This is a genomic window from Candidatus Symbiopectobacterium sp. NZEC135, assembly GCF_025962695.1.
The window spans coordinates 63152-86069 of the sequence record NZ_JAGFPF010000017.1 but is presented as its reverse complement, the minus strand read 5'-3'; the positions used below and the strand labels follow the sequence as shown (position 1 = coordinate 86069).

Below are 22918 nucleotides of genomic sequence, written 5' to 3'. Positions count from 1 at the left end.
GGCGAAATCGGTAGACGCAGTTGATTCAAAATCAACCGTTGAAAGACGTGCCGGTTCGAGTCCGGCCTTCGGCACCAACAGTATGTAAATAGACCTCAACTGAGGTCTTTTTTTATGTCTGAAAATCCAGTATTTATCCCCCTTTCCCGCTATATTAACTCTCTCAGGGTCAACCGACTTCAACGTACATCTACCAACAGTTGTTGGTACAGATGATGGTATTTCCGGTTCGATAATGCATATACCAACAGGGAGGGCCTAAACAGGCCACGCTGGGTGATTTCCCTAAAGCCATTGATGACGCGGTGCTGGATAGTAATGACGCGCAGCAGGACATGATGATGGAATATCTGTCGGACCCTGAACTGGTAAAAGGTTTTGCACGGGTGGTGTTTGATATGTTGAAAGGGGCTTGAGTTTTTCACTGACCGGATATCACCATCTGGCTGATGGACCATAAAAACGGAGGCAGTATGACAGATAAACATTTACCTCAAGCCCCCGCCGGTGAATTCATCATGTTTACCAGTCAGGATGGCAAAATACGTATTGAATGCCGTTTCGAAAACGATACGTTATGGTTATCACAGGCGATGATCGGTGAGTTATATGGTAAAGCCAAATCGACTATCAGTGAGCATATCAAAAACATCTTTGAAGATGGTGAATTGGATGAAAATTCAGTTGTTCGGTTTTACCGAACAACTGCCAGCGATGAAAAAAATTATCAAGTTCAACACTTTAATCTGTCATTGGTTCTGGCCGTCGGTTACCGTGTTCGTTCAACCCGAGGCATCCAGTTCCGTCAATGGGCTACGCAGACCTTGCAGGAATACCTGATTAAAGGTTTTGTAATGGATGATGAGAGGCTGAAAAATCCACCAGTCGGCCCGTCAGTGGTGCCTGATTACTTTGGTGAGATGCTGGAACGCATCCGTGATATTCGGGCCAGTGAACGGCGCGTCTATTTACGGGTACGGGAAATCTTTGCCCTTGCAGCGGATTATCAACCCTCACTAAAAGAGACCACTCTCTTTTTCCAGACTATCCAGAATAAACTGCATTTCGCCTGTACCGGGAAAACGGCTGCTGAGCTTATTCACCGACGCGCCAATGCCAGTCTTCCTCATATGGGGTTGACCAGCTTCAAGGGTGATGAAGTGCGTAAAGGGGATGTCACTGTCGCTAAAAATTATCTCAACCAAAGCGAAGTTGACGAACTGAACCGCGTGGTCAATATGTGGCTGGATTTTGCTGAAGATCAGGCCAGACGTCGGCAGCAGATATTTCTACGTGACTGGCAGGAAAAATTAGATCAATTCCTGCAATTCAACGATCGTGATGTATTAAAAGGTGCAGGTACGATCAGCAAGAAAATGGCAGATGACAAGGCACAGGTTGAATATGAACACTTTGCTGAGCAACAGCGCCATTTAAAAGAAGCAGAGGGCGAACGGGATATCACTGAACTATTACAGTGGCAAGCCAGCCCGAAAGCTAAGGATGTGCCATAAGTATTCCGCATGCGCAAACTCAAGGAAGAATACAGCACTGAGGTTCCTGCACTGACATGACTCATCAGCCTAGCGTTTCCTGAACGCCGGGGATGTTTTCCTGATCAAATAACCTCTGAAAGCTGTCACTCAATTTATCCCGATGCAGTCGGTCACATTCGCCGATCAGAATACAACTGACGAAGATGGCGGCTAAGCATGCGCTGCTATCTTGTGACTTGATGAGGTTAGTGCTAAATTCAGTATCAAATATCATACTAAAGGTGTCATTATGATTGTGCAACCTATCCTTGCTAATGCGGCTGTCAGTATCAGTGATTTCAAAAAATCACCGAATGCTGCACTTAAAGAAGCCAACGGCCAACCCGTTGCCGTGCTTACCAATGGCCGTATCTCTGGCTACTACGTTTCGCCGGAATTGTGGGAAGCGCTGGCAGAGTATCAGGAAGATATCGAACTCGCTGAAATCGCCCGTTCAAGGATGAAAGGGAAGCGGGTTAAGGTTGATCTGGATGAGCTATAGTCTTGAGTTTGAAGAACACGCCCTGAAAGAATTTAAAAAGCTGGCTGCCCCGTTGCGTGAGCAGTTCAGCAAAAAGCTGAAAGACGTTTTGCAACATCCCCACGTTCCCGCCAACCGGCTGCACGGTATGCCCGACTGCTACAAGATAAAACTCCGCTCTGCTGGCTATCGGTTAGTGTATCAGGTCATTGATCAGGAGATTGTGGTGCTGGTTTTAGCGGTGGGTAAGCGGGAACGCTCACCGGTTTATCTGGCGGCAAAAAACAGACTCTAAGCCAAATTAGCGCTAAAAGGTTAAGAGTAACTCGTCACCTGTTCACCCACTATTCACCATTTAACATATTAAAAATAAATATAAAAATCGAAGGTGAATAGTTTTTCATAAAATCATTTTATTGGGGGGATGGCTAAAGTTGATGTTTGGTTTGGACCTGACGCACGGAACCGAACCGGAACAAATGAGAATGATTTTATCTTTAGGTGCGTGATTGCTTTAACTCTGCCAGAAAAAAGAGTAATCTAGCACTAAGTGCTATAGTTAAGGTGACAGGATGTCGGCCTGATGCGTGTATTCAAAACCAAATGGTTCAGTAAGGCGGCCAAATCGCATGCCATCAAGGATAGCGAGTTATGTCAGGCTATTGAGGCGGTGATGCAAGGGAAAGCTGACGATCTCGGTGGTGGTGTTTATAAGAAGCGGCTGAACCAGAATCGCGATCGCGCCATCATACTGGCGAAAGGTGGACAGCACTGGTTTTACACGTTCTTGTATGCCAAGCAGGATATGGCAAATATCGATAATGGTGAACTGGCCGGATTCCGCGAGTTGGCGAAGCATTACGCAACCCTTGCCGATGAAAAAATTACGGCGCTGATTAAGAGTAAAGAACTGGTGGAGATCTGCCATGACAGCAAAAAGTAAATTCAAGAGTCCTGCATTCGAGGCTATCCATAGCGCAGCTTCTGGATTATTCAGCGTCGATGCTATCCCACAGGAAACGATGCGCAACTTTGACAAAGCGTGTCTCAACAGCGTGGACGATCTTCAACCCACTGAGATTAAGGCACTGCGTGAGAAGCTAAACGTCAGCCAGCCAGTTTTCGCCAGCTACCTGAACACCAGTGTTTCGACGGTGCAGAAATGGGAAAGCGGCGTTAAACGCCCTAACGGGTTGTCGTTGAAACTGCTTAGTGTGGTACAGAAGTTTGGATTGAAGGTGTTGGTCTGATATTTTTTAATTTTAGCTAAATAGCTTTTACTTTATTAACAATGTTAAATAATTAAATGGCTTTGTTATTCGGGTGGCATTTTTTAAGTCTGAAGTTCACTGCTTCCCTCCCTATCCCAATAGCATGACGTAACAGGGATACTGATATGGTATTTGCCACAGATAGTGACACTAACAAAATCATGCTATTTAAATAAGTGTTATTAACTTTTATTAAAAGGTGATACTCATAGGACAATCAGCAAAACAGACGATCAGTGCTCAGATACCCGCCGAACTTGCTGCTGCGGTTGAAAACCTGGCTATTGAGCTGGATAGATCCAAAAGCTGGGTGATTAAAGAAGCGCTGACTGCAATGATTGAAGAGAGAGAGCGGCGACATCAGCGGATTTTGAAAGGTCTTGCTGATGTCGATACGGGAAGAGTAGTAAGCCATGCAGATGTCATCGATTTCGCCAACAAACTGAAAAAATCATAATCAATGGAAATCCGTTGGAGGCAAAAGGCAAAGGATGACCTGGAACGTATTTATGGGTTTGCCAGTCAGTGTAGTCCCTCCGGTTTTTAGTACCACCGCCAATGAGGATCTCCGGCCAATTTTTGCCGCGCATAGATAACAGGTGGCATATCACCCAGTGAGCTATGCGGGCCTTTCAATTCATGGAAAAATCTCATTCGTTTGGCTGGGCTTGCCTGCCAGTCCTCTTGACGTTATAGTCCTTCTGCTGCCGCAAAATCGGTAGCCGGGCGTGAGAACCCGAGTTACTTCAAGGCGACACCGGACGCGCCTAGCGTCTTTTTTTGTGTCGTGGCCTTAGCATACCTGCATGTAATACAACGTTTTTCGACGTTGTAGCATTCAAACAATGGTGGCTCAGGCGGGGCAGCCTTCGGGCTGGCCGGTTCCCTTGAAGGCCGGTTTCTCACCCTCGTCTGGGCTACCACCCAAGTGTGAGAACTTCGGTGGTAGCGATAACCGTTACTTCAAGGAGAATGCCACATGGCTACGACCCCAATCTCGTCACACCCACAATTTACCTTTCCGTTTCTGGCAGTGCGCCGCGCCAAATTTCGTGGCTTGTCGCATCGTGGCACTATGCTGTCTTTTGCTGAGGGGGTATGCCATGTTTGATGCCACGCCGCTGACCCATGCCGTGATTGAGCTGGATGACCCGGTCGCGAAAGAAGTGCTGACATTTGTACTGGCGGAACGGCTGGAGTTGCTGGCTATTACGCTGCAAAACCCGGAACCACCTGAAACGGACAGCGGTGTGGTTGGCACAAGGGGAAGGTTTCGGCCTGAATTTGGGGAATGCCAACATTTTGCCACGTAACCCGCGTTAGCACTTGTATGCGTTTGGTTGTCGCGTTGCTATCAGAAGCTGATAAACCTGACGGATCATCCCGTAAACGAAACCGGCGCAGGCCGGTTTTTAGGTAAGATAAAGAGCAATACATTGCTTTGTAGTCATTTAACCAATTAAAAATAAAATTAAATGTGATCAAATCCAATCATCAACTGTTGGCGCTGAAGCATGCTCTTTGTTTAACATTAACGAGGGGGAAAGTGACCTTAATCAGGTACAAGTGATGTGGCTGTCAGTCAACAGAAGGGAGTAGACTATATGCATGCAATTAATTATATCGATGCCCGTAAACATTTTGTCGAAATCATGAAACGTGTCACTGATAATGCTGAACCTGTCCACATTATTCGTCGTGATGCACCTGATATTGTTATGGTTGATGCCAAAGAGTATGAAGCGCTGATGGAGACGCTCTATTTGTTCAGCAACCCTGCAAATACCGCCCAGATCAATGAGTCCATGAAACAAGCAGAGCGTGGTGAATTTGTCGAAGTGGAATATTAAGTTTATCCAGAACGGCGCTGATGGCCTTAATGACCGGTGTGATACTGACAAAAAAAGTTCGAACGTGTTCGACAACTGCTTCACAGTATAGGGAAACCGGAGCGACTGCGGCATCAGAAGGCTCCCGCCTTGTACTCTTGTCGTATCGCTAAATGAAGCGCAGAAAGCCTATAAAAGACATCCTTTGCAAAGGCTCAACTGCTGTTGCGCTAACGCCTCAACTTCCCGAGGTTCATGCGACACTAACAACAGCGTTACCGAAAAAATCTGCTGTATCTCCTTCAGTGCCTGCCATAGCCGTAACCTCACGGGCCAGTCGAGGCTGGAGAAGGGTTCATCAAGTAACAGAATCTGAGGCTCGCTGATCAATGCCCGCGCCAGGGCTGCTCTCTGTTGCTCCCCGCCCGAAATTTGTGTTGGATAGCGTTTAGCCAAATGCTCTATTTCAAGTAATTTTAACAGGTCGTGACGTTTCTCACTGGCCTGTGGTTTTTTGGCCGCGTACTGAGCAAGGCGCAAATTATTATCAACCGATAAATAGGGAAATAAATACAAGTGCTGATTCAAATAACGACAAGGACGCTGCCAGATAGGCCGTTTATCGATGCATTGATCGGCTATTGATATGGAACCTCGATAATCAATATTCCCAACAATAGCGTTCAAGAGCGTTGTTTTTCCACTGCCAGAGGGGCCACAAATAGCCGTGCAGTTACCTTTTTCCACTGAAAAACTGACATTTTCCAGAATGCCGCAGCAAAGATTATTCACCTTTAACATTCAGCCTTCCTCGTTGTTGCAACAAATGCAGTATCACTAAGAGAAAAATCGAAAAGATAATCAGCAATAGGGCGCAGCCGACAGCCAAAGAGAAATCACCGCTGGCGATATTCAGGAAAACCGCAATCGGTAAGGTTTCCGTTTTCATTCTGGTTGCGCCAGCTAACATCAGCGTGGCACCGAATTCACCCAGCGCACGCGACATCGCCAACACACAGCCGCTCAGTAATGAGCGCCAGACGAGGGGGATTTCAACCAGAAAAAACGTTTTTAGCGGTGTTAGACCTAAATTATATGCCGTATGTATATAAGGCGGTGAAATGGAAATAAATGCACTGTAGGCATTGCGCGTTTGTATTGAACAGGCAACGTAGGTTTGCGCAATGATGATACCCAAGGGGGAGAATAACCATTTAGAGAGTGTCGGAACTAACTGCCCTACATACCCTTCTTGCCCCAAAAGGAGCAATAGACCAATTCCCACGACCAATGGTGGCATGACCATGGGTAAATCCAGTAGGATGTTTATTATGTTCTTTCCTGGAAATGAAAGGCGAGACATGGCCCAGGCGGCAGGAAGGCTTATTACGCTCGATAGCAATAACGATGTTAGCGCTGTGCTGACAGACAACAACAGCGCAAACTGGATTTCATCATCCGATAATAATTGAACAAACTGAGTAAAACTAAGCTGGGAAAACAGCGCAAGCAGCGATCCGCCAATCAAAAAAAGCAGAAGCACCAGCGGTATTAATGCCAGCTTAGCCATTCAGTTATCTACCCGACTCAGATGCAATTAATGCTTCTTAATCGGCAGATAGCCTTGATCGGTAAACATCTTGATGCCCTGCGGTGACGCAAAGAATTCAGCAAGCTGTTTGGCGGCATCTGGGTGGGTACTGGTTTTTAAAACGGCGATAGTGGCCACTTCTTCCGGGGTTCCTGCCGGGGAAGGTAACAGCGTGAGCGTATCCTGATTCTTCATCGCATCAGAAAGCCCAATAACCGCAGCATCAACATCGCCGTTCATTAAGTAAATCAGCAATTGTTTGATGGTGGTTGCCTGTACAACCACTTTTTCTTTCAGTTCTTTCTCATAACCGCTGGCGACCAGCAATTGTTCTCCACTTTTTCCCAGTGCAATTGCTTTGGGGTCACCCATGCCGATTTTTAAATGACTTTTAGCAAGATCGGCCAACGTTTTAACGTCTCCACCGGTTGCTTTCCTGACGGCCATCACCGGGGTGTGATAGACCAGAGGATAAGAAGACGTTACTTGCCCGTCTTGCTGTAATTTTTCAACGTAATCTTCAGAACCCGGCAGAAAAACATCTCCCGTTTTGGTCAGATTAAAACGTGTGAGAATTTGCCCTGAACCGCCGTATTCAATAACCACCTTATGGCCAGTGTTTTTTTCAAACACTCCTACCACGGATTCTACTGGCTGTCTCAACCCAGCTCCGGCATACAGATGTAACTCGACCGCACTGGCTGTGTAGCTGGCCATGAGTAAAGGCAGCAGCATAAGGGATTTTATTAAGCGTTTAGGCATGGGGAATTCTCTTATCGTTAACAGTCTTGGAAAGGGATAGCCGAACGAATCGTTAGATCCCTATATATTACATTACATAACGACAGGCAAAGTAATCGGGATTGCACTAAAGCAAAAGTAGCAAAAGGATGATCTTAGTCATGTTGAACCGGGGTTATCTGCGTTGGAAAGGTTTGAATCCGGGGGATTGTTCCGCAATGTCTTCTGAACGGGTAGCAATGATATGTCGACGAAACGGTTTTTTTTAACCCTATTGGCGTGACATGTTTATGGCATCGACATCGTTGTATCTGTCATACTTTCATGGAGCAGGCGGCATTTGCTGCGTGAATTGAATCAGTAATACGGGCTGACAAGCCGCAGGCAACAGCGGCTTAAACATAGCCTCTCCGACACGCTCACAGCACTTCCTCAAACTTGCCTCTTCATCCCCTAAAACGCTATAGTTCTTCTGCTGCCGCAAAATCGGCAGCCGGGATTTGCAGCCCGAGCACTCAATGGTGACGTAGGACGCGCCATGCGTCTTTTTTTACGTCAATGACCTGACACGCCTGTTTGTTATGCGGCCTTTTTCACACCGCAATGCATCCAAACAATGGTGGCTCAGGCAGGGCAGCCCTCGGGCTGGCCGGTATCCATTGAGGCCGGTACTGCAAACCTTGTCTGGGCTACCACCCATGAGATTTGCAGCTCTGGTGGTAGTGACGCTTGTTACTCAATGGAGACTGCCCAATGGCTACCACCCCAACCGTGCTATACCCGCGATTCCCCCTTCTTTCTTTTGCGGATCTTATTGTGGAGAAATCCCGCTTTTCGCTTCTGCCCGTTCAGGCGGTGCAATATGTTTGATGCTGCCCCTTTAACCGTGGAAGAAATCACCGATCAGTGCCGTGCGTTAGCACATGCGGTGATAGCGCTGGAAAACCCCGAGGTAAAAGAGATCCTCAGTTTTATGCTGGCGGAACGGCTGGAGTCTCTGCATGTGTCGTTGAATGCGCCGTATTCTTGTGGCGATATTGCTGACAAGGGAGCACGTGGCGTGAGTGTGGTAGCCAGGCAATAGCATGAACATCAAGCCACCTCAGGGTGGCTTTTCAGTTTTAACGGGCCCGCCACTCGCGATCGGCAAATGTCTCCCATTCTTGATGTGAATGATGCCTGAAAAAAGAAGTGGTAAGCCATGAGAGAACAGACACTAACAGCAGCGATATACGGTGACCGTCTGTGGCAGAGTACTCCTTTTCACACTCCCTGATTCAACACACTTCGGTCGTCCCTTCCCGAGCCGCATCCGTTTGCTTGCGCCTAATTTGCGTCAGCACCAGCAGCAGGGCGAGTAGCGCCAGCACGGCACCAGAAATGGAAACGACACCGTAGCTCCAGCCGAGGTTCAGCACGGCGCTGCCTAACGCGGCACCCAGCGCGTTGCCGAGGTTAAACGCACCGATGTTGACCGATGAGGCCAGCCCTGGCGCACCTGTCGCTTCACGCATTACCCAGGTTTGCAACGGCGGGACCACGGCAAAAGTCGCGGTGCCCCAGACAACCAAGCCGATGGCTGCACCTGCCTTGGTGGTTGCCAGCCAGGGGAATGCCACCATGCTGATGGCGATCAGGCTTAAAAATACCATCAGTGAGCCTTTTACCGAACGATCTGCCAGCTTGCCGCCTAATTTGGCACCGAGGGTGAAGCCAATGCCAATCAACACCAGCATACCGGTCACATAGCCGGGAGACACCTGCGTAATGGATTCGAGCGATGGCGCAATGTAGGTGTAGAGCGTGAACATGGCACCTGCACCCATAACGGTGGTTGCCAGAATCACTAACACCACGGGCTGCGTCAGTACGCGCAGTTCGGCTCGCACATTGGGCCTTTCTCCGTGGCCGCCCTTGGGCAGGAAAGCGCCTAATGACAACATTGCAGCAACGCCCAACAACGCGATACCCAAAAACGATTCACGCCACCCGACCACTTGCCCAAACCAGGTTGCCACGGGAACGCCGCCGATGTTGGCGATGGTCAACCCCATAAACATAGCGGCAACGGCACTGGCCTGTTTCTCACGTGGCACGAGGCTTGCTGCCACAATCGAACCAATACCAAAGAATGCCCCATGGTTTAAGCTGGTAATGATCCGCGCAATCACCAGGCTGGTGTAATTGGGGGCCATGGCGGAGGCCAGATTGCCCAGAGTAAAGATTGCCATCAGCGCTATCAATGCTCTGCGGCGCGGCCAGCGGGCGAACAGCAGCGTCATCACCGGCGCGCCGATCATCACACCGATGGCATAAGCAGAAATCAGCATCCCTGCGGTAGGGATGGATACGTCCATTCCCTGAGCGATGGTTGGGAGCATACCCATTGGGCCAAATTCGGTGGTACCAATACCAAATGCGCCAACGGCGAGCGAGAGCAATGGCAGGGTTGAATTGTTCTGTGAAGCTGTACCGCTTATAGACATGATTTGGTTCCTAATCGTTGCGATTTGAACGCCACCAGCATTGAATCGCCCCGGAAATACAGGCATCCATCAGCGCTTGCGATTTGAACTCGGCATTCTGCAGTGATTAAGCGGGGAGATAAACGTAGAAAAATAAAAAACACTTTTGCGAAAAGTGGCAGATTGAAGACAATGCCTATTAGCGATGATCGATGAAAATACGGAGAGGGGAATCGGGTTAACGCTGTAGAGGGTGCTACCTGCGCGTTGTGTCGGACTCAACGTTCCTGCCGCACCGGTAACCCCTCTGACGATGTTATTGATTACAGAATCGCCTCGCCTTCATAGGCCTGACGGTACAGCTCAATAACCTGCTCTTTGGTGGCTTTGCGCGGGTTGGTTAATTGGCAAACGTCTTTCTTCGCGTTCTCAGCCATAATGGCGAAATCTTCCGGTTTGACGCCAAGGCTCTTAAGGTCGCGCGGAATGCCAACTTGTTGGCCTAAGCGTTGAATCGCGCTAATGGATTTCAATGCGGCTTCATCTGTCGACAGGCCATCCACCTTTTCCCCCATGGCTTCGGCGATATCTCTGAACCGGTTAAGGTTACCGATGAGGTTAAAGGATTCAACATACGGCAGCAAAATGGCATTACACACGCCGTGCGGCAGATTATAAAAACCGCCGAGCTGATGCGCCATGGCATGCACATAGCCCAATGATGCGTTGTTGAAAGCGATCCCCGCCAGATATTGCGCGTAAGCCATGTTGTCTCTGGCTTTCATATATTCACCATTGGCAACCGCCTTCGGCAAATATTGAGTGATCATTTTGATGGCTTTTAAGGCGGCGGCATCGGTAAGCGGGTTTGCCATGGTAGAAACATACGCTTCAATGGCGTGGGTTAATGCATCCATCCCGGTCGCTGCTGTCAGTGATGGCGGCATCCCGACCATTAATTCCGGATCGTTAATGGATATTTGTGGTGTAACGCGCCAGTCAACAATCGCCATTTTAACTTTGCGTTCTGTATCGGTAATAATACAAAAACGGGTAATTTCCGACGCAGTGCCCGCCGTGGTGTTAATCGCCATCAGTGGGATCATGTCGTTGATCGATTTATCGACGCCTTCAAAATCGCGAATATTTCCGCCGTTAGCGGCGATAAGGCCAATCCCTTTCGCACAGTCATGCGACGAGCCGCCACCGAGAGAAACAATCGCGTTACAGTCATTTTCCCGATAAGACTTGATGCCTTCGGCAACGTTTTTATCCGTCGGGTTCGGCTCTGCACCGCCAAATATATGAACGCCAATACCTGCCTTTTTATAAATTTCAGCCACCTTATCCGCCATTCCGCTTTTGGCAAGGAAGGCATCGGTGACAATAAGGATTTTTTTAGCATTTAACGTTTTTGCAAGACTGCCCGCTTCCTGAACGCTGCCCTCACCAAATACATTTCGTGTGGGTAGAAAATAATATGTCGACATACAATTTCCCCTATTTATAAATGATGGCTGTCAGTATGTTCATCAGAGTTTCTGGTTATTTTGTTAAAAAATAGCTACTTAGCGCCAACATTAAGCAGCACCAGATAGGGATAACAAAAGCAGAGGGTGAACATCTGTGGGCAGTGTAAGGGAATAGCGGTGATGAACTTTGATTTACATCACATTATATGCGATTGTTTTTAACAATAAGTGACATTGTTTTTACAACTAATTTTCGAGATGTTTAATACTGACCAAAGATAGGCGTTGTACTGGAAAGCGTGGAACGGAGGGGAAATAGGAAATGATGGGGGAGAATCAATAGTCGAACAGCACAGTTAACGGAATACCGAGTCCTGCGGCGATGATACTGATGATTTCTAAGGTTGGATTTCTGACACCACGTTCAATGCCACTTAAGTAAGTACGATCCAGATTGCACCGACTGGCCAGTGCCATCTGCGTGAGCCCGGCCTGAGCGCGCAACGTTTTGATGCGTTGTCCAAAGCGTCGCGTAATATCTCTGGTATTCTGCATATCGACGCTGTCCCGTTGTTGCTATCTCAGTGATTCATCATTATAACCCACCCAAAGTAGAACGTTATCTGTGCAATCTGTTTTTTTATACGTTGGATTTCTCTGACGCAAGATGAAAAACACATTCTGATTCATGACTCTCGGTCGCTACATCCCGACATTATTGATTTTGGCCAGCTTGAAAATCGTTGGTCCGGGCAACTCGTGCTGGTGTGTTCGAGTAACGCACTACCTGGAGAATCCTCGCGCTTTGATTTTACGTGGTTTATCCCTGCAATTGTTAAATACCGTAGGCTGTTGGGGGAGGTGCTTGTAGGGTCTTTTGCTTTGCAGCTTTTTGCCCTTGTGACCCCGCTCTTCTTTCAGGTGGTAATGGATAAAGTACTGGTACATCAAGGGCTAACTACATTGGATGTTGTAGCAACAGGCCTGCTTGGCATTATGTTATTTGAATCAGCGCTGAGCGCACTCCGTAGCTATGTATTTGCTCACACCGCCAGTCGAATTGATGTGGAGTTGGGATCCCGTCTGTTTCGACACTTAATCAATTTACCTCTTGCTTATTTCCAGGCCAGACGAGTAGGTGATTCCGTTGCGCGTGTACGCGAGTTAGAAAATATTCGCAGTTTTCTAACGGGTAACGCAATTACCGTGATGATAGATGTCCTTTTTTCCATGGCGTTTATCCTGGTGATGCTGTCCTACAGCGGCTGGCTGACCCTCATTGTCGTGGTGTCTTTGCCACTTTATGCGCTCGTCTCATTGTTGGTGACCCCTCTCTTACGAATACGTTTACAAGACAGTTTTACGCGTAACGCTGAAAATCAAGCATTTTTGGTTGAAACGGTTAACGGGATCGATACCTTAAAATCAATGGCGGTTGAACCACAGATCGTGCGTAAGTGGGATAACCAGATGGCCGCTTATGTCGAAGCAAGTTTCAAAACACAGTTCCTGTCTACGCTCGCCAATGAAAGTGTATCGCTGATTGGCAAACTCGTTACAGTTTCTACACTCTGGCTCGGCGCTCGCCTGGTGATCGATGGACATCTGTCGGTGGGAGAACTGATTGCTTTTAATATGCTGGCAGGCCATGTCAGCGGCCCTATCATGCGCCTGGCACAACTGTGGACCAGTTTTCAGCAAACGGGGGTTTCCGTACAGCGTCTGGGCGATGTCCTTAATTCCCGCACTGAGCTGTCTCAGGCTACGCGCAGTACCCTGCCGCCACTGCGTGGGAGCATTGCATTCGAACAAGTCCATTTTCGTTATCGGGTTGATGGCTCTGAAGTGTTGCAGGGTATCAATCTTACCATTAATGCAGGAGACGTTATTGGTGTGGTGGGGCGCTCTGGTTCTGGAAAGAGTACGTTAACGCGTCTGTTACAACGGCTTTATGTCCCAGAACGCGGGCGTGTCATCGTAGATGGGATGGACCTGGCGTTAGCTGACGTCTCCTCACTGCGTCGGCAAATTGGTGTAGTGCTGCAAGATAACATGCTATTCAACCGCAGTATTCGAGAAAATATTGCGTTGAGCGATCCTGGCATTCCCATTGATGAGGTCATGCATGTCGCCAGCATGGCGGGAGCCCATGAGTTTATTCTGGAACTGCCAGAGGGCTACGATACCGTTGTGGGCGAACACGGCGCATCACTCTCTGGCGGTCAGCGTCAACGCGTGGCGATTGCCCGGGCGCTAATCGGTGACCCCCGCATCTTAATTTTTGACGAAGCCACCAGCGCATTGGATTACGAATCTGAACGTATCATTCAGCAGAATATGCAGCGTATTTGCGAAGGGCGCACCGTCATTATTGTTGCTCACCGGCTGTCAGCCGTACGCCACGCAAACCGTATCCTGGTCATGGATCGTGGTCAAATCGTGGAACAAGGCACGCATGATGAGCTGGTGACGCATCCCGAGGGCCACTACGCCAAATTGTACCGAATGCAGCAGTGTTAAAGATGATATCAACATGCACATAGCCCTTAATGGAGAGCGTCATGATTGGTTTATATGGATGTCAACACACCCGTAAGTTTTTAGCATGAACGCCGCGTTTTCCTTGCTACGGCGTTACTGTCATGTATGGGCTCAAGCCTGGCGGCAACGTAAACGTATGGATGCAGCGCCAAGAGTTGCTCATGAGCTGCAATTCTTGCCCGCAGCGTTAGCATTACAGGAAACCCCCGTTCATCCTGCCCCTCGGATTTTTATATGGAGTATCATCAGTTTTGCTGCTTTGGGGTTGCTCTGGGCCTGTATCGGCACGATAGAAATCGTGGCAGTGGCATCAGGAAAGGTAGTGCCTAGTGGCAAAACCAAACTGATTCAGCCCAGCGAAGCGGCGGTGGTCAAAGCCATCCATGTTAATGACGGTCAGGTCGTGAAAGCAGGTGAACTGCTGGTGGAGCTCGATCCCACGGTGGTCAGTGCTGATGTGAGCCGCATCGAAAGTGAGCTGTTAGCTGCGCGTATCGACAGTGCACGCAGTGCCGCCATGCTTGAAGCCATTAATCAACCACTGCAGGCTGACACGTTACTGAGGTTAGGGACGATCGCCAATGCCCGTCAGGATGAAGTGCTGAGTGCCCAGCGTTGGCTGCAAGGTCAATATCAGGAATACCGTAGCAGTCTGGCTTTAGTCGATGCTGAAATTCAGCAACGCCGTGCCGAAATGCAATCTGCCGAGGCCCAGGTTAGCAGCCTGCAACGAACGTTACCTATCGTCACGCTGCTGGCTGAGGATTACCAACAGTTGCTGGCAAAGCACTATGTTTCTCGACATGAATATCTGGAAAAAGAGCAAACACGGTTGGACTTACAGCGTCAACTCAGCGTGCAACAGTCCAACGTGCAGCAGTTTACCGCCGCGTTGGATGAAGCGCGGCGCCGACGAGAAGCGGTTGTTGCGCAAAATCGAAGGGCCATGCTTGATCTACAACAGGAGGCCGATCAGAAGGTCGCCAGCCGAGTCCAAGCGCTGACTCAGGCGCGTTATCAGGAAACACTGACCAGCCTCAGAGCGCCGGTAGACGGCACCGTTCAGCAATTAGCCATTCATACGGTGGGGGGCGTGGTGACCCCGGCACAACCGCTGATGGTCATCGTTCCCGTCGATCAACCGGTAGAGATTGAAGCCGTGTTGGAAAACAAAGATGTCGGGTTCGTTCATGTGGGTCAAGCCGTCACGGTCAAAGTGGAAACCTTTACCTTTACCCGTTACGGAACTGTCGATGGCGAAGTGCTTAATGTGTCGAATGATGCCATTGAAAATGAAAAGCAGGGATTGGTTTATAGCAGCCGCATTCGCCTAAAGACCAACCATATAGTGATCAATGGCAGGCGCGTCCCACTATTACCCGGCATGAGCGTGACAGCGGAAATAAAAACCGATCAGCGCAGGGTCATTGATTTTTTCTTAAGCCCGTTACAGGCCTATTTGGATGAAGGTTTGCGCGAACGATAGTTGATACCCAAGGCATATCCTAAATAATTCAATTTTCTGTAATCCCATTTTACAAGGAAATGTGAAATGACCATCGCAACGGTAATAATGTGGTTAGGATATCGAAAAAATAAAATGATTCTGCTGGCCAGTTTCTGGCTAGTGGCCTGCACGGATCCGCTTCATCTTTATCAACCCCTTGATGTGACGCGCGCAGGACAAACGGCACGTTTTGATTTTAACATCCCTAAAAAAGGAGATTATCGCTTTGCTTTGCTGTTTGATACCGAGAGTGCTCCCAGTGAAATAAACAGACGATTCGATCTTTTCGGCGGGTATAAAGAAAAGGGTGTTGTGATTCCTGTTTCTTTACTCATTGTTAAAGATGGTAACGTTTTTTTTGATGAGAAAATAGAATCAACTGGAACTGAGTGGGGGCAATCTATCGAATATGACGGGAGGAGGATAAACACGACAGTTCGTAATTTAAGTATACTTACATTACCCCCCGGTAATTATCAGGCAACGGTCTCCATCCTTAGTGATACCCCTGAGTTTAAAAATATTTTGTCTTTTTTCGATGTTGATTTTTTTAATCCAAAAATCTGATTAATCTAACATAGGCGTTGTGATGATGAAAAACAATACAGCGGGTTATGCCGCCTACCCAAAACCGCTTACGAGATCACCATTGAATTAACTCGAGAGCAGTGCAGTAGATGGGGCTATTTTCTGGCGTTATTAAAAGTAATTGTTCGCAATAAAAAGGATTTTGAGGAAAACCTGTTTGCTTTTAAACAAGGAAAACATAATGAAATATACAATGAGTGTGCAAGCGTTAAAACAATGGCGCAATGCAGTGCTAATGATGGCCTGTTTCTGGCTAGTGGCCTGCACGGATCCGCTTCATCTCTATCAACCACTTGATGTGACGCGCGCAGGACAAACGGCACGTTTCGATTTTAACATCCCTAAAAAAGGAGATTATCGCTTTGCTTTGCTGTTTTATACCGGGAGTGGACTTATTGAAATGAACCGGCGTTTTGCTGTATTTGGGGAGCAGAATGAGAAGGGCATTGTACTCCCGGTTTCTCTGGTCATTGTTAAAGATGGACATGTGTTTTTTGATAAGCAAATAAAATCAACTGGAACAGGATGGACCCAGCATATCAAATATGAAGGAAAAGAAATAAACACTGCGGTGCGTAATTTAGATGTACTGACATTACCCCCTGGGAACTATCAAGCAACGGTGACCATGCTTAGTGACACCCCTGAATTTAACGACATCTTGTCTTTTTTTGATGTCGATTTTTTTAATCCCAAAATCTGAGTAATCTAACATAGGAGTTGTGATGATGAAAAACGATACAGCGGGTTATGCCGCCTACCCAAAAACCGCTTACGAGATCACCATTGAATTAACCCGAGAGCAGTGCAGTAGATGGGGCTATTTTCTGGTGTTATTAAAAGTAACTTTTCGCAATAAAAAGAATTTTTAGGAAAACCTGTTTGCTTTTAAACAAGGAAAATATAATGAAATATACAATGAGTGTGCAAGCGTTAAAGCAATGGCGCAATGCAGTGCTAATGATGGCCTGTTTCTGGCTAGTCGCCTGCACGGATCCTCTAAGTATAAAACAGCCTATCGATGTAACGTGTTCAGGACAATCAGTACGCTTTGATTTTACTATCCATAAAATGGGGGATTATCAGTTCGCGCTGCTGTTTGAAAATTGGATAAATCATGAAGAAATGTTAAGAAGAACAGCATTGATCGGTGATCTTCATAAAAATGGTGTTGTTATCCCTGTAGCACTTAACCTTGTAAAAGATGGGAGGGTTTATTTTGATGATGAAATGAAAACAGTGGGAAGTTGGTGGAGCTATTCGTTTTTCTTCCAAGGAAGAAGAGTTTCTACTGATGGTCGAAATATAAAGATTTTATCTTTATCTCCTGGTCATTATTCAGCGACTATTACAATATTAAAAGGAGCTGCTGATTTCAGAGGTGTTGATAGCTTTGTTCATGTTTCTTACTACGAACCTAAAATCTAAGTATTTTCTTTAAAAGGAGTTTAATTATGGAAAAGAAATACACTGTGACCTATAAGGTTTCTCCTAAGGATACACCCTATGTTTATCAAGCCGATAAAAATGGGCACAAAGCCGGTGAGATCGATCAGTCTCGGGGTGGGCATATGTGGTATGTGTTAAGCGATGGCAGCGGTGAGGAAAAAAGTGTCGGTTTTGAGTCAATGTATAATGAAATGCGTGGGGAAGGAAAGCTAACTACGTTTGATAATGCCGCCTACCAAAATACATCGTATGAAGTCACCGTTGCCCTAACCAAAGAAAACTACGATAAATTATTAGACTTCTCAAAAGATCCAAACACAGCAGGCTTTGATGCTACCCGCTATCGCGTACTCACCAACAGCTGTGTCGATTTTGTTTTTACTTCACTAAAAGCGATTGGCTATAACAAAAGAGATTTTGAGGGAAATTTGTTTCCCAATAATAATGTCGCGGCATTGCACAATCTTCTGTATAACAATGGCGCACAGATTATCCGTGATGACCTGACACGCCACGGTGAATATTACCAACAGAGGGGGCTTGACGCCTGCTTATGGCTCAGCGATAAAGAGAGGCTTTCCCCCACAACGGGAAATAGCCTGATCGGTATTGACATCAAACCCTCGCCCCAGCCACAGCAACATATTGAAGGAGAAAATAAAGCAACACAGGACGTCATCAATGGGTATATCGACCATTCGGCGACACACCATATTTTTGCCTCCGGCGGGATGCTCAATAAAACCGATTTTATCTCAACCCAAATGTCCAGCCTCGCCACGGGCGGTATTCGTCCCGGTGCAACCCAACGTGACCCGAACGCACGGCCGAACACTTACCTGTCACGCTTTTATCAGACCCCGGATGCCAACAAGCCTCAACAGTGCCTGAACAATGCCGCGATGCTGAACGGCTTGTCCGCGTTAATGACCCATAACGTATATGTCGATCCGCTGTTATTGGATCTGAGCGGTAATGGCGTCCAATTGACTGACATTCGTGACGGTGTGCTGTTTGATACTGACAACAGCGGCACACTTAAGCGTACCGGCTGGGCAGACAGGCATACCGGGATTCTGGTGCGCGATCCTGGAAACGGCCAAATAACCAATGCCAGCCAGATGTTTTCAGAGTATTACGGTGGTGAGGCTGGTTCTCATGGGCTGGCGGGTAACAAGACATTCAAAAATGGCTTTGCCGCGTTAGCCAGTGAAGATGCGAATAAAGACGGTGTCATTGATGCACGGGATCCCGTTTGGGGAAAATTACGGGTTTGGGTTGATGGTACCCACGATGCGAAAGTCGATGCCGGGGAGCTTAAAACGCTGGCGGCGTTGGGCATCAGCAACATTAACATTCACGCCACGGATAAATCAGAGGTTCGTCTCGGAAACCGTATCACCGCCAGCGGATCGTTCACCCTTAACGGCAAAAATCGAGAAATGCTCTCCGTGGATTTTCTTGGCGATCCGCTCAGTAGCACCCTGAGTGTTCAGGGCGCAGGCACGCGAGTGACGTCAACCGCAGAGGGATCCACCACGACGGCTTACGTCAGTAAAAGCAAGGTGGGTGAAACGCTGGACGCAGCACAATTGGGGGTACGCAATCTACACGGTGGAAGCGGTAATGACAGATTGATCGCCGCCAGCACCGGCAGTTGGCTGGCAGGAGGTGCGGGCAGCAATACCTATATTGGCGGTGCCGCTGACGATGTTTTTGTTATCAGTGCCTCCGATGATACCAAAAACATTCATGGCAATGGGGGGCGCGATACGGCCATCATTGTTGGCAACCAGGGCATGGAATTGAACCTGGCTCAGGCGGGCTTGATCATGGCACAAGGAGGGGGCGGTAAAGACATCATCAGAAGTGGGGGTGTCAACGGTGTTTTTATCAAAGGCGGTTCTGGTGATTCAATGCTGGTCGGCGGTATGGGCAACGATGTACTGGTCGGCGGCAGCGGGCACAACACCCTGATTGGCGGTAGCGGTAAGGCGGTTATCTATGCGGGTCCAAAAGGGGACACCATTTATGCCGCTGAAGCGGGCAGCATCATCTATGCCGGTGGTGGCGCAGATAACATCTTCGGTGGTTTAGGAGACGATATCATTGAAGTCGGGCATGGTAATGCAGTTATCGATGGTGATGGCGGAGTGAATGCGGTCAATCTGCACGGCAACTATGGTGACTACAACATCACTCGCACAGCCACGGGGTATCAGGTTGCGGATAAAGTGGCGAAACGAGATGGCACAGTAACGCTGAAAAATATCCAAAAACTTAATTTCTCCGATATTTCATCCGTTGATTTACATACCCCAAATGCAATGCCTGTCGCAGATGCGCTGAGAAAAAATAAGGACGGCAAGGATTTCAATCGAACTCAAGCCCATGTGATTTCCGCGCAAAGTCTGTTAGCCAACGATCTGCAACTGAATAGCAAAGGCGCATTGCGCATTGCTGGCGTTGGCGATGCGTTAGGGGGAACGGTTAGCCTTAATGCGCAAGGGGATGTGTTATTCACACCCGATGCGCGCTATACCGGCATAATGGGTTTCAAATATGGTGTATCAGACACTGCCGGGAATCCCTCCGCCACCGTTGTCAATCTCAATGGTGGAAAAACTGCCCCCATGCGGGCTGCCGTTGCGTTGCTAACGCCTGATGTGCCTCTAGACCCGCTGGCTGCCCAGCAATGGTATCTGAGTGATGCCAATATATTGCCGGTTTGGAAAGATTACTCCGGCAAAGGGGTACGTATTGGTCAGTTTGAACCGGGAGGTGAGTTTGCTACCGAACCCGAAATCGTTGATATCACCCATCCTGATCTTGTCGCCAACATTGATAAAACCTGGCTTGAGACGCAAAAAAACAGTGGCACATTGCCCAAGGAGGTCTCTAATCATGCCACCATGGTCGCGGGTGTGATGGTGGCGACAAAGAACACTACCGGCGGTGTCGGTGTGGCCCATGGGGCAACATTGGGTGGCTATCATCTCACCAGCCGTGGTGCCGATCTTGCCGGTTTGGGGCACATGGTTAGTTTCGATGTTGCTAACAATAGTTGGGGGTTTACCAACGACTTCGCGCTGAGCAATTTTCAGGATGGTTCAATCCACACCGGCACGTCGCTGAGCATGAATGCACAGTATGCGGCGGCGAATGGGCGGGGAGGGTTAGGGACTGTTATTGTCGCCGCCGGTGGCAATCAGCGTGCATCCGGGGGCAATGCGCAAGGATCATTGACCAGTAACAATCGTTTTTCCGTGGAGGTGGGGGCCATTAATGCAGAGGGCGATTTATCGACGCTGCAGATAGGATCATCCCCCTTCTCAAACCCGGGGGCCAGTCTGCTGATTTCGGCTCCCGGAAGCAATGTGATGTCAACCAGCCATCGGCTCGAAACCGAACGAGGCTCAACGTTTGGCAACAATTACAGCAGCATGCAAGGTACCAGTTTTGCGGCACCGATTGTCTCTGGCATTGTTGCGCTAATGCTTGAGGCTAACCCTAATCTCGGCTATCGGGATGTACAGCAGATCCTTGCGCTGTCTGCGCGCAAGATCAATGGTCCCTCTACCACATGGAGTGATAACCGCAGTCGTCATTGGAACGGTGGGGGGATGCACACCAGCAATGATTACGGTTTTGGCATTGTCGATGCGCGTGCCGCTGTGCGCCTGTCCGAATCCTGGATGACACAAAACACGGCGGCTAATGAGTTTGTTTACAGCGCCTCCAGCGGGAACATCAACAAAACGGTAAATGCAGGCGGAACGATAACGGAATCTCTTGCGATAAAGGCCGGTTTAACGGTTGAGCATGCAGAAATCGATATCGACGCACGGGTTGGCCGCCTTGGCGATTTAACCCTTAAACTCATCTCTCCTGACGGCACCCAAAGCGTGTTACTCAATCGACAAGGAAAAATTCCCGATGGGATGCCTGGAGCCAGTGCAACTGATCTCGGTAGTCGCCAATCGGGGGTATTCAAATACAGCTTTATGTCGACCCATGATATGGGTGAGCATTCGGCAGGTAACTGGACGCTTCAGGCAACGGATGCACGCTCTGGGTTACCCATTACCTTAAATGCCTGGTCACTACGGTTATACGGCAGCAAGCGCTCGCCGGACGACACTTACTTTTATACCGACGAATACAGTGCGTTAATCGGCGGTCAAGCCAATCGTAAAGTGCTGGATGATGCCGTTAATGGCGTGTCAGGAGGACGAAATACCCTTAATGCAGCGGCAGTAACGTGGGATACGTCCATAAACCTGCTCACAGGGGCTGCCAGCATTGGCGGTGCGGCATTGACGATAAGAAACCCGGCAAACATTCACAATATCGCCACGGGGGATGGAAACGATGTGCTGGTTGCGGGTAACAGTAATGCACTATTGGACGGTGGGCGTGGGAACAACACGTTGACTGGGGGGAATGGAAAGGACTGTTTTGTGGTACATCGCCGTGATGCGGGCAGCGATATCATTACTAACTTTCAGGCTGCTCGCGATGAAACTATCGACTTGGTCGGCTTTACCGGAAAAACCTTTGCTAATCTTCGGCTAACGCAGCAGGGGCGAGATGTAAAAGTCGATTTAGGCAAAAATCAGACTATTACATTAAAAAATCAGGGTATTGCTGGTATCAGTGCAAAACATTTCACCTTCCAAAATACGTTTATTGCCCCAAAAACCTATACAGAAAGTGGCGCTACAGTCGCCCAACCCACGGCCGGATTGGGAACCGTGATCCTTCACGGGGGCGCTAAAGGTGTTATGTTGACAACCAATGCTCAGGGCCAGATGGTTTTTAGCCTGAGTGGTACGGTTTATAGTCGTGATAGCGCGGCGTCTGATGTTTTTGTGGTTAAGGCTCAACCCGGTGTTAACCACTATCAGAATGCTTTGCGCGGTTTTCGTCACGGCATTGATAAAATAGATTTACGCGAAATCGGTGTTACCGACTTCAACCAACTCACCGTCGTTAAACAAAACCGTGGCACCATCAATGGATTGTCACAGATTCATGGTGTTGACGTCAGACACAAGGGAGCCAATGGCGCAGACTCAGATGTGAATTTGCTCTACCTCGATAGTCTGGATACCTCGCAGGTCAGTGCGGCTGATTTCCTCTTTGCTCAACCGGTGCCAAATGTGGTGCCGACGGCGATAAGACCTAAACGTGCAGCGTTAATTGGACCATCCGTTGCCAGTGTGTCTGATAACGCTCAGCGGTTGATGACCAATAATGTGGACTATCTGGTGCAAGCGATGGCGACTTTCGCGCCGTCGGCACCTGTAACCTCACGGCTCGCTGACACAACACCACAACGGTTCCAGTCGGTGTTAGCAGCAAATTGTCACTGATAGCAATCAGGCCCATGATACGCAGTATCATGGGCCTTTAGTGCATAAAAATCAGAGCATGCCCGTTGCCAGC

The 22918-nt window shown here is 48.4% G+C and carries 23 protein-coding genes and 3 pseudogenes; 20 read left to right on the top strand and 6 right to left on the bottom strand.

The window, feature by feature from the left end:
• Positions 1-473 precede the first annotated feature (473 nt).
• The 11 genes and pseudogenes from J5224_RS11290 to J5224_RS11240 all read left to right on the top strand — a co-directional run bounded on the left by J5224_RS11290 (position 474) and on the right by J5224_RS11240 (position 5137).
• Complete coding sequence (locus J5224_RS11290) at positions 474-1514, top strand: virulence RhuM family protein (RefSeq protein WP_264625471.1); 1041 nt, start codon at positions 474-476, stop codon at positions 1512-1514.
• A gap of 271 nt (positions 1515-1785) precedes the next feature.
• Positions 1786-2037 carry a type II toxin-antitoxin system Phd/YefM family antitoxin gene (locus J5224_RS11285; RefSeq protein WP_264625470.1) on the top strand — a complete coding sequence of 84 codons (252 nt, stop codon included), beginning with the start codon at positions 1786-1788 and terminating at the stop codon, positions 2035-2037.
• Complete coding sequence (locus J5224_RS11280) at positions 2027-2311, top strand: type II toxin-antitoxin system RelE family toxin (protein ID WP_264625469.1); 285 nt, start codon at positions 2027-2029, stop codon at positions 2309-2311. Before J5224_RS11285 ends, J5224_RS11280 begins: the two co-directional genes overlap by 11 nt.
• A 288-nt stretch (positions 2312-2599) precedes the next feature.
• Positions 2600-2959, top strand: a complete 360-nt coding sequence (locus J5224_RS11275) for a type II toxin-antitoxin system RelE/ParE family toxin (RefSeq protein ID WP_264625468.1) — start codon at positions 2600-2602, stop codon at positions 2957-2959.
• The gene (locus tag J5224_RS11270; protein ID WP_264625467.1) at positions 2943-3266 is read left to right on the top strand and encodes a helix-turn-helix domain-containing protein; all 324 of its coding nucleotides are present in this window, start codon (positions 2943-2945) and stop codon (positions 3264-3266) included. The genes J5224_RS11275 and J5224_RS11270 overlap by 17 nt, the downstream gene beginning before the upstream one ends.
• Before the next feature lie 229 nt (positions 3267-3495).
• Positions 3496-3744: a CopG family ribbon-helix-helix protein gene (locus J5224_RS11265; RefSeq protein ID WP_264625475.1), complete on the top strand. Its 249-nt coding sequence runs from the start codon at positions 3496-3498 to the stop codon at positions 3742-3744.
• 246 nt (positions 3745-3990) lie between these two features.
• Positions 3991-4122 (top strand): annotated as a pseudogene (locus J5224_RS35550) (ash family protein); the annotation flags it as partial.
• Between the two features lie 10 nt (positions 4123-4132).
• Positions 4133-4225, top strand: a pseudogene (locus J5224_RS11255) (host cell division inhibitor Icd-like protein); the annotation flags it as partial.
• A gap of 41 nt (positions 4226-4266) precedes the next feature.
• The gene (locus tag J5224_RS11250) at positions 4267-4398 is read left to right on the top strand and encodes a hypothetical protein (protein ID WP_264625476.1); all 132 of its coding nucleotides are present in this window, start codon (positions 4267-4269) and stop codon (positions 4396-4398) included.
• Positions 4391-4600 carry a hypothetical protein gene (locus J5224_RS11245; protein WP_264625474.1) on the top strand — a complete coding sequence of 70 codons (210 nt, stop codon included), beginning with the start codon at positions 4391-4393 and terminating at the stop codon, positions 4598-4600. The genes J5224_RS11250 and J5224_RS11245 overlap by 8 nt, the downstream gene beginning before the upstream one ends.
• Before the next feature lie 258 nt (positions 4601-4858).
• Complete coding sequence (locus J5224_RS11240) at positions 4859-5137, top strand: type II toxin-antitoxin system Phd/YefM family antitoxin (protein WP_319802433.1); 279 nt, start codon at positions 4859-4861, stop codon at positions 5135-5137.
• Positions 5138-5305: 168 nt separating this feature from the next.
• On the opposite strand, the gene J5224_RS11235 is transcribed toward J5224_RS11240, so the two are convergent.
• From J5224_RS11235 to modA, 3 genes are read right to left on the bottom strand one after another with little or no spacing between them, the layout of a single operon-like run.
• Positions 5306-5917 (bottom strand): ABC transporter ATP-binding protein, encoded by a 612-nt coding sequence (locus tag J5224_RS11235; RefSeq protein WP_264625466.1) that lies wholly within the window; start codon positions 5915-5917, stop codon positions 5306-5308.
• Positions 5901-6686, bottom strand: coding sequence for an ABC transporter permease (locus J5224_RS11230; protein WP_264625465.1), 786 nt, complete (start codon positions 6684-6686; stop codon positions 5901-5903). Before J5224_RS11230 ends, J5224_RS11235 begins: the two co-directional genes overlap by 17 nt.
• 27 nt (positions 6687-6713) lie before the next feature.
• On the bottom strand, positions 6714-7469 hold the full coding sequence (modA, locus tag J5224_RS11225; protein ID WP_264625464.1) for a molybdate ABC transporter substrate-binding protein: 756 nt from the start codon (positions 7467-7469) through the stop codon (positions 6714-6716).
• Between the two features lie 595 nt (positions 7470-8064).
• On the opposite strand from modA, the pseudogene J5224_RS35785 reads away from it, so the two are divergent.
• Both J5224_RS35785 and J5224_RS11220 read left to right on the top strand, forming a co-directional pair.
• A pseudogene (locus tag J5224_RS35785) lies at positions 8065-8163 on the top strand (ash family protein); the annotation flags it as partial.
• A 147-nt stretch (positions 8164-8310) separates the two neighbouring features.
• Complete coding sequence (locus tag J5224_RS11220; RefSeq protein WP_264625463.1) at positions 8311-8532, top strand: hypothetical protein; 222 nt, start codon at positions 8311-8313, stop codon at positions 8530-8532.
• Between the two features lie 193 nt (positions 8533-8725).
• Here the strand turns inward: J5224_RS11220 and J5224_RS11215 are convergent, their stop codons facing one another.
• The 3 genes from J5224_RS11215 to J5224_RS11205 all read right to left on the bottom strand — a co-directional run bounded on the left by J5224_RS11215 (position 8726) and on the right by J5224_RS11205 (position 11940).
• Complete coding sequence (locus J5224_RS11215) at positions 8726-9934, bottom strand: MFS transporter (protein ID WP_264625462.1); 1209 nt, start codon at positions 9932-9934, stop codon at positions 8726-8728.
• A gap of 302 nt (positions 9935-10236) precedes the next feature.
• Entirely contained in the window at positions 10237-11403 is a 1167-nt protein-coding gene (locus J5224_RS11210) for an iron-containing alcohol dehydrogenase (protein ID WP_264625461.1), read from the bottom strand.
• Between the two features lie 318 nt (positions 11404-11721).
• Positions 11722-11940 carry a helix-turn-helix domain-containing protein gene (locus tag J5224_RS11205; RefSeq protein WP_264625460.1) on the bottom strand — a complete coding sequence of 73 codons (219 nt, stop codon included), beginning with the start codon at positions 11938-11940 and terminating at the stop codon, positions 11722-11724.
• A gap of 66 nt (positions 11941-12006) precedes the next feature.
• Between J5224_RS11205 and J5224_RS11200 the strand changes: the two genes are divergently transcribed.
• The 7 genes from J5224_RS11200 to J5224_RS11170 all read left to right on the top strand — a co-directional run bounded on the left by J5224_RS11200 (position 12007) and on the right by J5224_RS11170 (position 22845).
• Positions 12007-13905 carry a type I secretion system permease/ATPase gene (locus tag J5224_RS11200; protein ID WP_319802434.1) on the top strand — a complete coding sequence of 633 codons (1899 nt, stop codon included), beginning with the start codon at positions 12007-12009 and terminating at the stop codon, positions 13903-13905.
• Positions 13906-13990: 85 nt separating this feature from the next.
• The gene (locus J5224_RS11195) at positions 13991-15412 is read left to right on the top strand and encodes an HlyD family type I secretion periplasmic adaptor subunit (protein WP_264625459.1); all 1422 of its coding nucleotides are present in this window, start codon (positions 13991-13993) and stop codon (positions 15410-15412) included.
• A 66-nt stretch (positions 15413-15478) separates the two neighbouring features.
• Positions 15479-16000 (top strand): DUF5625 family protein, encoded by a 522-nt coding sequence (locus tag J5224_RS11190; protein WP_264625458.1) that lies wholly within the window; start codon positions 15479-15481, stop codon positions 15998-16000.
• 202 nt (positions 16001-16202) lie between these two features.
• Positions 16203-16724 carry a DUF5625 family protein gene (locus J5224_RS11185; protein WP_264625457.1) on the top strand — a complete coding sequence of 174 codons (522 nt, stop codon included), beginning with the start codon at positions 16203-16205 and terminating at the stop codon, positions 16722-16724.
• A gap of 22 nt (positions 16725-16746) precedes the next feature.
• Positions 16747-16893 (top strand): hypothetical protein, encoded by a 147-nt coding sequence (locus J5224_RS11180; RefSeq protein WP_264625456.1) that lies wholly within the window; start codon positions 16747-16749, stop codon positions 16891-16893.
• Between the two features lie 34 nt (positions 16894-16927).
• Entirely contained in the window at positions 16928-17449 is a 522-nt protein-coding gene (locus tag J5224_RS11175) for a DUF5625 family protein (protein ID WP_264625455.1), read from the top strand.
• A gap of 26 nt (positions 17450-17475) precedes the next feature.
• The gene (locus J5224_RS11170; RefSeq protein WP_264625454.1) at positions 17476-22845 is read left to right on the top strand and encodes a S8 family serine peptidase; all 5370 of its coding nucleotides are present in this window, start codon (positions 17476-17478) and stop codon (positions 22843-22845) included.
• Positions 22846-22918: the final 73 nt, after the last annotated feature.

Coding starts and splice junctions, on each gene's coding strand:
- modA (WP_264625464.1), bottom strand. CDS start 7,469: ATGCCTAAACGCTTAATAAAATCCCTTATGCTGCTGCCTTTACTCATG.
- J5224_RS11210 (WP_264625461.1), bottom strand. CDS start 11,403: ATGTCGACATATTATTTTCTACCCACACGAAATGTATTTGGTGAGGGC.
- J5224_RS11175 (WP_264625455.1), top strand. CDS start 16,928: ATGAAATATACAATGAGTGTGCAAGCGTTAAAGCAATGGCGCAATGCA.
- J5224_RS11290 (WP_264625471.1), top strand. CDS start 474: ATGACAGATAAACATTTACCTCAAGCCCCCGCCGGTGAATTCATCATG.
- J5224_RS11235 (WP_264625466.1), bottom strand. CDS start 5,917: ATGTTAAAGGTGAATAATCTTTGCTGCGGCATTCTGGAAAATGTCAGT.
- J5224_RS11190 (WP_264625458.1), top strand. CDS start 15,479: ATGACCATCGCAACGGTAATAATGTGGTTAGGATATCGAAAAAATAAA.
- J5224_RS11205 (WP_264625460.1), bottom strand. CDS start 11,940: ATGCAGAATACCAGAGATATTACGCGACGCTTTGGACAACGCATCAAA.
- J5224_RS11180 (WP_264625456.1), top strand. CDS start 16,747: ATGATGAAAAACGATACAGCGGGTTATGCCGCCTACCCAAAAACCGCT.
- J5224_RS11280 (WP_264625469.1), top strand. CDS start 2,027: ATGAGCTATAGTCTTGAGTTTGAAGAACACGCCCTGAAAGAATTTAAA.
- J5224_RS11250 (WP_264625476.1), top strand. CDS start 4,267: ATGGCTACGACCCCAATCTCGTCACACCCACAATTTACCTTTCCGTTT.
- J5224_RS11215 (WP_264625462.1), bottom strand. CDS start 9,934: ATGTCTATAAGCGGTACAGCTTCACAGAACAATTCAACCCTGCCATTG.
- J5224_RS11170 (WP_264625454.1), top strand. CDS start 17,476: ATGGAAAAGAAATACACTGTGACCTATAAGGTTTCTCCTAAGGATACA.
- J5224_RS11245 (WP_264625474.1), top strand. CDS start 4,391: ATGTTTGATGCCACGCCGCTGACCCATGCCGTGATTGAGCTGGATGAC.
- J5224_RS11270 (WP_264625467.1), top strand. CDS start 2,943: ATGACAGCAAAAAGTAAATTCAAGAGTCCTGCATTCGAGGCTATCCAT.
- J5224_RS11285 (WP_264625470.1), top strand. CDS start 1,786: ATGATTGTGCAACCTATCCTTGCTAATGCGGCTGTCAGTATCAGTGAT.
- J5224_RS11195 (WP_264625459.1), top strand. CDS start 13,991: ATGAACGCCGCGTTTTCCTTGCTACGGCGTTACTGTCATGTATGGGCT.
- J5224_RS11275 (WP_264625468.1), top strand. CDS start 2,600: ATGCGTGTATTCAAAACCAAATGGTTCAGTAAGGCGGCCAAATCGCAT.
- J5224_RS11230 (WP_264625465.1), bottom strand. CDS start 6,686: ATGGCTAAGCTGGCATTAATACCGCTGGTGCTTCTGCTTTTTTTGATT.
- J5224_RS11185 (WP_264625457.1), top strand. CDS start 16,203: ATGAAATATACAATGAGTGTGCAAGCGTTAAAACAATGGCGCAATGCA.
- J5224_RS11220 (WP_264625463.1), top strand. CDS start 8,311: ATGTTTGATGCTGCCCCTTTAACCGTGGAAGAAATCACCGATCAGTGC.